9 protein-coding genes and 1 tRNA gene are annotated in these 8,718 nt (G+C 68.8%); 7 read left to right on the plus strand and 3 right to left on the minus strand.

What is annotated here, in order from left to right; translation table 11 throughout:
* The first annotated feature begins 112 nt into the window (after nt 1-112).
* From ADY01_RS28075 to ADY01_RS28090, 4 genes are all read left to right on the plus strand, one after another.
* Nucleotides 113-328 (plus strand): hypothetical protein, encoded by a 216-nt coding sequence (locus ADY01_RS28075; RefSeq protein ID WP_049579106.1) that lies wholly within the window; start codon nt 113-115, stop codon nt 326-328.
* Nucleotides 325-1,878, plus strand: a complete 1,554-nt coding sequence (locus ADY01_RS28080) for a YfjI family protein (protein WP_049579108.1) — start codon at nt 325-327, stop codon at nt 1,876-1,878. Before ADY01_RS28075 ends, ADY01_RS28080 begins: the two co-directional genes overlap by 4 nt.
* A 331-nt stretch (nt 1,879-2,209) precedes the next feature.
* Nucleotides 2,210-2,419 (plus strand): helix-turn-helix transcriptional regulator, encoded by a 210-nt coding sequence (locus tag ADY01_RS28085; protein WP_049579109.1) that lies wholly within the window; start codon nt 2,210-2,212, stop codon nt 2,417-2,419.
* A complete protein-coding gene (locus ADY01_RS28090) occupies nt 2,419-3,798 on the plus strand; it encodes a tyrosine-type recombinase/integrase (RefSeq protein ID WP_049579111.1) in 1,380 nt (459 codons plus the stop codon). Before ADY01_RS28085 ends, ADY01_RS28090 begins: the two co-directional genes overlap by 1 nt.
* 140 nt (nt 3,799-3,938) lie before the next feature.
* On the opposite strand, the gene ADY01_RS28095 is transcribed toward ADY01_RS28090, so the two are convergent.
* A tRNA-Tyr gene (locus ADY01_RS28095) sits at nt 3,939-4,020 on the minus strand.
* A 135-nt stretch (nt 4,021-4,155) separates the two neighbouring features.
* On the opposite strand from ADY01_RS28095, the gene ADY01_RS28100 reads away from it, so the two are divergent.
* The 3 genes from ADY01_RS28100 (at nt 4,156) to ADY01_RS28110 (ending at nt 6,560) form a co-directional block, all read left to right on the plus strand.
* A complete protein-coding gene (locus ADY01_RS28100) occupies nt 4,156-4,644 on the plus strand; it encodes a YajQ family cyclic di-GMP-binding protein (protein ID WP_049579113.1) in 489 nt (162 codons plus the stop codon).
* A gap of 17 nt (nt 4,645-4,661) precedes the next feature.
* Nucleotides 4,662-5,792: a magnesium and cobalt transport protein CorA gene (locus ADY01_RS28105; protein ID WP_078900679.1), complete on the plus strand. Its 1,131-nt coding sequence runs from the start codon at nt 4,662-4,664 to the stop codon at nt 5,790-5,792.
* A gap of 123 nt (nt 5,793-5,915) precedes the next feature.
* Complete coding sequence (locus ADY01_RS28110) at nt 5,916-6,560, plus strand: DedA family protein (protein WP_049579115.1); 645 nt, start codon at nt 5,916-5,918, stop codon at nt 6,558-6,560.
* Nucleotides 6,561-7,045: 485 nt separating this feature from the next.
* On the opposite strand, the gene ADY01_RS28115 is transcribed toward ADY01_RS28110, so the two are convergent.
* Nucleotides 7,046-7,447 carry a YccF domain-containing protein gene (locus ADY01_RS28115; protein WP_049579116.1) on the minus strand — a complete coding sequence of 134 codons (402 nt, stop codon included), beginning with the start codon at nt 7,445-7,447 and terminating at the stop codon, nt 7,046-7,048.
* Nucleotides 7,448-7,530: 83 nt separating this feature from the next.
* Complete coding sequence (gene htpX / locus ADY01_RS28120; RefSeq protein ID WP_049579118.1) at nt 7,531-8,394, minus strand: zinc metalloprotease HtpX; 864 nt, start codon at nt 8,392-8,394, stop codon at nt 7,531-7,533.
* Nucleotides 8,395-8,718 lie beyond the last annotated feature (324 nt).

The raw sequence follows: 8,718 nt of genomic DNA on the forward strand, positions 1-8,718 counted from the left end.
CAGATGGGTATAAGGGACAGCCCCGCCCCCGATCAGCGCCGCCGCCCTGCGCGCCCGCATCGGACGCGCGGACCGCTACACGGCCGCAGCGCTGACGGGCGAGGTCGAGAAAGTGCAGTCCGCCCGCCAGGGCGGCCGTAATCAGGCTCTCTACGCCGCCGCCTACGCCCTCGGACGCCTCATCGCCGCCGGAACCCTCACCGAGCAGGAAGTGAGCGACGCCCTCACCCAGGCCGGACTGTCCACCGGACTGGCCCCGGCCCGCGTCACCTCCACCATCCGTGACGGCATCCGCCGCAGTGCCCACGCACGGGGCGCCGCCGCATGACCACACAACCTGCGGAACACGCGTCGGCGGACCTGTGGGAAGCCTTCCCCGCCCTCGACACGACCCCGGACGCGGAACCGGTGTGGGAGGAGCCCATCCCACTCACCCGCCGCCGGCAGCTGCCCGCGTTCCCCACCGACACTCTGCCTGAGTGGCTGCGCGCCTACGTCGAAGCGGTCGCTGAAGAGACGCAGACCCCGCCCGACCTCCCCGCCGTCGTGGCACTGTCCGTGCTCGCGACCGCCGCCGGTGGCCGGAGTGTGGTCCACATCCGGGGCAACTGGCGCGAGCCCACGAACCTGTTCACGGTCGTAGCGCTCCCCCCGGCCAACCGGAAGTCAGCCGTGTTCACCGCGATGACGGAACCGCTCTTCGAGGCTGAGGAGCGGCTGAAGGACACCAGCCGCGGGGCGATCGTGGAAGCGTCGATGACCGCTCGGGTGGCGCGAGACGCTGCCGACAAGGCCGCGGCCAAAGCCGCTGCCGCGAAAGGCGATGAGCGCGAGCAGTTGGTCGCCGAAGCAGTTGGCATGGCTCAAGCAGCCGAAGCGGTGACCATTCCGGCTGAACCGCAACTGTTGGCCGACGACTCCACCCCGGAGACCGTCACCTCCCGCATGGCAGAGCAGGGCGGACGTATCTCCGTGATGTCAGCCGAGGGCGGCATCTTCGACATCATCGCCGGACGCTACTCCGGAGCCCCCAACATGGAACCTTTCCTCAAAGGCCACGCCGGAGACCGGCTCAGGGTGGACCGGCAGACGAGGAAGGAGTACATCGACCGACCGGCCCTGACCATGGGCCTGTCGGTACAGCCGCAGGTCCTCGACGACATCGGACGCGTCCGCGGCTTCGACGGCCGCGGCCTGCTGGCCCGCTTCCTGTACTCCATGCCGCTCTCCCTGGTCGGCTACCGGAAAATCATCACCGACCCGGTGCCCGAGCAGGTTGCGGGTGCCTACCGTCAGCGCGTCATCGACCTGACTCTGTCTCTGGCCGACTGGACCGATCCAGCCGTCATCCAGCTGACCCCCGACGCCGACCGGGTGCTCATCGCTTTTCAGGAACGCCTTGAACCCCAGATGAAGCCTCGCGGTGCCCTCAAGCACATCGAGAAATGGGCCGGGAAGCTCGCCGGGGCAACCGCACGCATCGCGGGACTGTTGCACCTCGCGCAGCATCCCGACGCCGCGCACGCACGCCCCGTGGACATCGACACCATGAACGCCGCGGTGACCATCGGCGACTACTTCACCGCCCATGCCTTGGCCGTCTTCGACGCCATGGGGGCCGACCCCACCACTGACCGCGCCCGCGCCCTCCTGGACGTGTTCAAGGCCAACCGATGGACGGAGGTCAGCCGACGCGACCTGTTCAGCAAGTTGTCGCGCTCTGAGTTCGCCACAGTGGCCGACCTCGAACCGGCTGTGCAGCTGCTCGAAGACCACGGCTACCTCCGCACCGACTCACCACCCCGCACCGGCCGACGCGGTCGTCCACCCGCACCCCGGTATGTGATCAACCCGCACCTGTGGGAGGACCAGCCGTGACCGGACTCCTGTCGCAGAAACCGCAAAAACCGCGTAAACCGAGCGGTACCCCCCGTGAACAGCAGTGGAACGCCTCACCGGACACCCGCCGCCGACTGCCGCAGAAGGCAGCGGAACAGCCGCACAAATACAGCACCATTCCCGCCGGGCAGTCGACCCCCCGGTCACACCCCATTTCTGCGGCACTTCCCATGCATTCCGTGGCACCGCCCGCATGGGGGCATCCCAACAGCTCAGACGCACAGTCTCGCGTTTCTGCGGATTCTGCGGTTTTTGCGGCGCCCCGGCCCCTGTCCGCATCATCCACGCACCTGCTGAGGAGGCATCACCCATGAGCAGGCATGCCAGCAGGCTCCGCGCGTCTACTGACGAACTGCTGCCTCTGTCCGTCGTCCTCGAAGAGCTGGATATCACCAGGGCAACTTGGTACCGGTGGCGCAACCGCGGCGCGTGCCCGCGGGTCCACCGCACGCCCGGCGGGCACCTTCGGGTGCGCCGCAGTGACCTTGACGCCTTCATCCGCGAGATGGAGGTGGCGTAGTGGAACGGCAATGGAGCTACACCTTCAAGGTGTGGGCGATCCGGAAGCGAGAGCGCCGACTGCCGTACCAACTGCGCTGGTTGGTGGGGACGCGCGAGCACTCGGAGTCCTTCCTCACCGTGGGACTGGCGGAGAGCCGACGCGCCCAACTCGTGACGGCGGCCCGCGCCGGCGAACCGTTCGATGTGGAATCCGGACTCCCGAAGTCGATGCTCCGCGAGCGGGAAGACATCTCCTGGTACCAGCACGCGCGGAACTACATCGAGATGAAGTGGCCGGACGCGCCCGCCTCGACGCGCCGGACGCTGGCGGAAGCCATGGCCACCGTGACGCCCGTGCTCGTCAAGGACACCAAGGGCATGGCTGACGTCCGCCTTGTAAGGGCGGCGCTCTACGGCTGGGCGTTCAACAAGAACAGATGGGAGGAAGAGCCGCCGCCCGAGATCAGGGCGGTCCTGACCTGGTTCGAGCGGAAGTCACTGCCAACATCGGCCCTTGCAGACCGGATGACCGTGCGGAAGACGCTGGACGGGCTCAAGAGGAAACTCGACGGTGGCACCGCCGCCGCGTCGTCCATCCGCCGCAAGCGAGCGATCTTCAACAACGCGCTCGTGTTCGCCGTGGACGCCGGGCTGCTGACAGACAATCCGCTGCCGCGCGTGAGCTGGTCCCTGCCTGAGCCGGTGGAGGAAGAGGTCACCCCGGAAAGCGTGCCGGACCCCGAGCAGGCCCGGAAGCTGCTGGCTGGCGTCCGGGCGCAGGGGAAGCGCGGCCGGCGCCTGGTGGCGTTCTTCGGCTGCATGTACTACGCCGCTGCACGGCCCGCTGAGGTGGTCGGACTACGGCTCACGGACTGCACGCTGCCGCGCCGCGGCTGGGGTGTCCTGAGGCTTCAGGAGACCCGTCCACGCGTGGGTGCGGCCTGGACGGACGACGGTCAGGCGCACGACCGGCGGGGCCTGAAGAAGCGCTCACGCAAGGCCGTGCGGCCGGTCCCGATCCCGCCCGAGCTGGTGGCCCTGCTCCGCTGGCACGTCGATGCCTACGGCGTGGAGCCGGACGGGCGGCTGTTCCGGACGCTGCGCGGTGGCCTGGTTCAGGAAAGCGGCTACGGCGAGGTCTGGGCACGGGCCAGGGAGGCAGCGCTGCCGCCGGCGGAAGCGGCGTCCCTGCTCGCCAAACGGCCCTACGACCTCCGGCACACTGCGGTGTCCACCTGGCTGGGCTCGGGTGTGGATCCGCAGACGGTCGCGAAGCGGGCCGGGCACAGTGTCACCGTGCTGTTCCGCGTCTACGCCAAGTTCGTGAGCAACAACGACGACGCGGCCAACGCCCGGATTTCCGCACGCCTCAGCGAGCGGGCCACCGGCCGCCCGTGACTGGTCCGCGCCTGGTCCAGACACGCTGGTAGAGGGCGGGAAAGAACGGCACAAGGTGAGACAGTCCGGTACCTGAGGACCCCGGCGACGACAAAGGCCCCTACCTGCTTCTCAGCAGGTCAGGGGCCCTTTGTTTGCTGTGGCGGCGCCAGGATTCGAACCTGGGAAGGCTGAGCCGGCAGATTTACAGTCTGCTCCCTTTGGCCACTCGGGCACACCGCCTGGCAACGCGCTAAACGATACCCGATGCTGGGGGGTGGTTCGCCACCGGGTTGTCCGGGGTGGATCGACGTTCCGGGTGGCTAGGCTGTGCGCCGACCCTGCCCGATCCGCTACGCGTGAGGAGCCTGACACACCATGGCTGACTCCAGTTTCGACATCGTCTCGAAGGTCGACCGGCAGGAGGTCGACAACGCTCTCAACCAGGCCGCCAAGGAGATCTCGCAGCGCTACGACTTCCGCGGTGTCGGGGCCTCGATCGCGTGGTCGGGGGAGCGGATCGAGATCCGGGCCAACGCCGAGGAGCGGGCCAAGGCCGTATTGGACATCTTCCAGACCAAACTGGTCAAGCGCGGCATCTCGCTCAAGGCGCTGGAGACCGGGGAGCCGCAGGCGTCGGGGAAGGAGTACCGCATCTACTCCACGGTCAAGGAGGGCATCTCGACCGACGACGCCAAGAAGGTCGCGAAGCTGATCAGGGACGAGGGTCCCAAGGGCGTGAAGGCCCAGGTGCAGGGCGACGAGCTCCGGGTGACGTCCAAGAGCAGGGACGCCCTTCAGGAGGTCCAGCGGCTGGTGCGGGAGAAGGATTTCGACTTCGCGGTGCAGTTCGTCAACTATCGGTGAGACCCCCCGGAGCCCCTGTGTCCCTGTTCCGCAACTTCCGCAAGGCCGTTCAGCTCGCCCAGGCACGCCCGCGACCGGGCAGGCCGGTGAAGGGTCTTGGCGGAGGAAAGGTCGACCTGGACCATCCGGCGCGCTCCCCGCTGGGTAGTGCCGTGGTGAACTGCGCGGTCTACCGCGACGGCGTGCGCCGGGACGGGAAGCAGGGGCCGGAGGAGGCCATTCGCTCCGTGCGCAAGGGGCGCGGCGGCTTCGTGTGGGTGGGGATGCACGAGCCGAGCGAGGAGGAGTTCTCGGGCGTCGCCGACCTGTTCGGGCTGCATCCGCTGGCCGTGGAGGACGCGGTCCACGCTCACCAGCGGCCGAAGCTGGAGCGTTATGACAATGGCCTGTTCATGGTGCTGAAGACGGTCAGGTACGTCGAACACGCGGAGCTCACCGCGACCAGCGAGGTCGTGGACACGGGCGAGATCATGGTGTTCGTCGGCCTGGACTTCGTGGTCACCGTGCGGCACGGCGGCCACGGGTCGCTCGGGCCGCTGCGGGAGGAGTTGGAGGCGGATCCCACGCACCTGGCCAAGGGGCCCTCCGTCGTCCTCCACGCCATCGCCGACCATGTGGTGGACCACTACCTCGACGTGGCCGCGGAGGTGCGGAACGACATCGACGAGGTGGAGGCGTCGGTCTTCGCCGACGCCCGGGGGCGCAGGGCCGACCCGGGGCAGATCTACCAGCTCAAGCGCGAGCTGCTCGAACTGAAGCGGGCCGTGGCACCACTCGACCGGCCGCTCCAGCAGCTGGCCGAGGGCGGACTGCCGATGATCGACCCGGACATCGGGCGGTACTTCCGCGACGTGGCCGATCATCTGAACCGGGTCTCCGACCAGGTCTCGGGCTACGACTTCCTCATCGACTCGATCCTTCAGGCCAATCTCGCGCAGGTGACGGTCGCCCAGAACGAGGACATGCGCAAGATCACCGCATGGGCCGCGATCATCGCCGTTCCCACGATGCTCTGCGGTGTGTACGGGATGAATTTCGACCATATGCCTGAGCTGCACTGGGAGTTCGGCTACCCGCTGGTGATCGGCGTGATCCTCATCGCCTGCTTCTCGCTGTACCGGGGGTTCCGCCGTAACGGGTGGCTCTGAGCCGGAAAGGGGTGGTTCCGCGCCAGGAACCCGCGGCTCCGGGACAAGAACATGACGAAAGTAAGACCGACCGTTGCCGAAGGGTGGGTCCGCGGCGTGCGGGGCATTGCCTAGGCTTGACCCGTGGACAACGCGATCCTCCAGGCCATTGAAGGCTTTGTCGCCACCCCCTGGGTGTACCTGGCACTCTTCGCCGTCGCCAAGCTCGACGGCTTCTTTCCCGTGGTGCCCAGTGAGACCTTGGTGGTCACTCTGGGGGTCTTCGCGGCGGCAGACGGCAATCCGAACCTTTTCCTCATCATTCTCGTCGCCGCCCTCGGCGCGTTCACCGGCGACCACATCTCGTACTACATAGGCAGGAAATCTGGCACACGCATCTATTCCAGGCTAAAACCGGGCAGTCGCACGCAGAAAGCCTATGACCGGGTGGGAGAGACACTGGAGAAGCGCGGTGGGGTCGTACTGATCATCGCGCGCTACATCCCCGGTGGCAGGACCGCCGCCACACTCACCACCGGCGCCACCAAATATCCGCTGCGCTACTTCTCCCGCTACGACGCCATCGCGGCGATCAGCTGGGCCGTCTACTCGGCGGGCATCGGCTTCCTCGGAGGCGCCGCCTTCGAGGAGAACCCCCTGCTGGGTGTCGGTCTCGGCCTCGGCCTCGCCCTCACCATCGCCGTCCTCCACGAGGGCATCCGCATGCTGCGCGAGCGCGTCAAGCGCCGGTCCGCCGGACGCGCCGCGCAACAGAAGGAGGCGCAGTAACGAGGCACCCAGCGGCGGCGCGCGTCGAGGCGCCACCCGTAGAGGCGCCGGCATCAGGCACGTCCCCTCCAGGTTCGCCCCGGCCAGGACGCGGGGGCCGGCCGCCATGGTCACGGCCGTGGCGTTACCGCCGATCGAGTGACCGGCCATGCCGATCCGCGTCCGGTCGGCCGGGACGGCGTCGCCCTGGGCTCGCACGGAGCGGTCCGGCCAGGCGGTGAACGGGCCGGGGGGCCGCGGAAGTTCGCGTGAGACGGCCGGATCATCGGCCGTGGCAGGCCGCCCGGTGGGACGGGCGAGGGCAGGGGTGGCGGTCGCGGGCGCCGCCCCGGCGAGCGGGAGGAGGAGGGGCAGGTCAGGGCGAGGGCGGCGGCGCGCTCGTGCCCGCGCCCGTTGCCCACGGGTCGGACCCTTCGGACCCTGGGGACGGGCGGACACCGGCGGATGCCGCCGGTCGGGAGGGGCGATCCTCACCGCCGGCGGTGTCAGTTCCACCGGTAGCTGGGATAGGGGCTCGCCGTGGGCACGATCTCGCGGCCCAGGGGCATCAGTGAGACCGGGACCATCTTGAAGTGGGCGATGCCGAACGGGATGCCGATGATCGTGGCGCAGAAGCCGATGCCCGCCAGGATGTGGCCGATGGTGATCCAGATGCCCGCGATGATCAGCCAGATCACGTTCCCCACACCGGAGGCCAGCCCCGCGTCGTGGCGCTCGGTCACCCGGTAGCCGAAGGGCCACAGCACGTAGCCCGCGATCCGGAAGCAGGCGATGCCGAACGGGATGGTGACGATGAAGATGAAGCAGATGATCCCCGCCACCGCATAGCCGAGCGCTATCCACAGCCCGGAGAAGATCAGCCAGATCACGTTCAGAAGCGTCTTCACCCTCCCAGGATGACGGCGCCCCGCCCCCTGGCGCATCAGGGACGTCCCCGACGGACCCCCGATGTGACCCGCGGGGGCCCGCGTCAGGGCCTGCCGCTGCCCGCCATGCGCTCCAGGCGGGTGATGCGCTCGGCCATCGGCGGGTGGGTGGAGAACATCCGGGCCAGACCCTCGCCCCTGCGGAACGGGTTGGCGATCATCATGTGGCTCGCCGTCTCCAACTGCGGTTCGGGCCGCAGCGGGCGCTGCTGGGTGCCGATCTCCAGCTTCCGCAGCGCGCTGGCCAGGGCCAGCGGGTCGCCGGTGAGCTGGGCCCCGGAGGCGTCCGCCTCGAACTCGCGGGAGCGGCTGACGGCCAGCTGGATGAGGGAGGCGGCGATCGGGCCGAGGATCAGGATGAACAGCATCCCGAAGATGCCGGGCCCCTCCTCGTCGTCGCGGCCGAAGGGGATGAACCACGCGAAGTTCACCAGGAACATGATCACCGAGGCCATCGCCCCCGCGACCGAGGAGATGAGGATGTCCCGGTTGTACACGTGGCTGAGCTCGTGCCCGATGACGCCCCGCAGCTCGCGCTCGTCCAGCAGCCGCAGGATTCCCTCGGTGCAGCAGACGGCGGCGTTCCTCGGGTTCCTTCCGGTGGCGAACGCGTTGGGCGCCTCGGTGGGCGAGATGTACAGGCGCGGCATCGGCTGACGCGCCTGCCCGGCCAGTTCCCGGACCATGCGGTAGAGCTGGGGCGCCTCGAACTCCCCCACCGGCCGGGCACGCATGGAGCGGAGGGCGAGCTTGTCACTGTTCCAGTAGGCGTAGCCGTTGGTCGCCAGGGCGATCACCAGGGCCAGGATCAGGCCCATCCGGCCGAAGAAGCCGCCAATGACCAAGATCAGCGCGGACATGCCGCCCAGCAGTGCGGCAGTCCTCAGTCCGTTGTGCCGGCGGTGCACGGTGTGCCCTCCAGATGGCGCAGTGTGGGGGTGCCCGGATGGACCCGGATGTCGGAGTTTCTCCACTTACAGTGGACACTCCCGATGTGCACAACGCCATACGAGGGAATTCCGTTCCCTCTGTCAGGCAGACCCCGGCCACACCGCGTCTACAAGAAGGTGCCCGACGCGAAGGTGAGGATGATCTGCGGAGCCCCGGAGAGGACGGCGCCCGCGCCGGCCGCCAGGGCGATCGCGCCGGTGAGCGGCGGCGCGAGCCGCCACCGCCCGGCGGGCCCCGCCTCCGCGGCCGTGACGGAAGGGGCGGAAGGGGCGGAAGGGGCC

It is taken from the genome of Streptomyces sp. SBT349, from assembly GCF_001083795.1.
GTDB lineage: Bacteria > Actinomycetota > Actinomycetes > Streptomycetales > Streptomycetaceae > Streptomyces.

Excerpts from the sequence above, each read along its gene's own strand:
- ADY01_RS28100 (WP_049579113.1), top strand. The coding sequence starts at position 4,156 with ATGGCTGACTCCAGTTTCGACATCGTCTCGAAGGTCGACCGGCAGGAG.
- ADY01_RS28085 (WP_049579109.1), top strand. The coding sequence starts at position 2,210 with ATGAGCAGGCATGCCAGCAGGCTCCGCGCGTCTACTGACGAACTGCTG.
- ADY01_RS28080 (WP_049579108.1), top strand. The coding sequence starts at position 325 with ATGACCACACAACCTGCGGAACACGCGTCGGCGGACCTGTGGGAAGCC.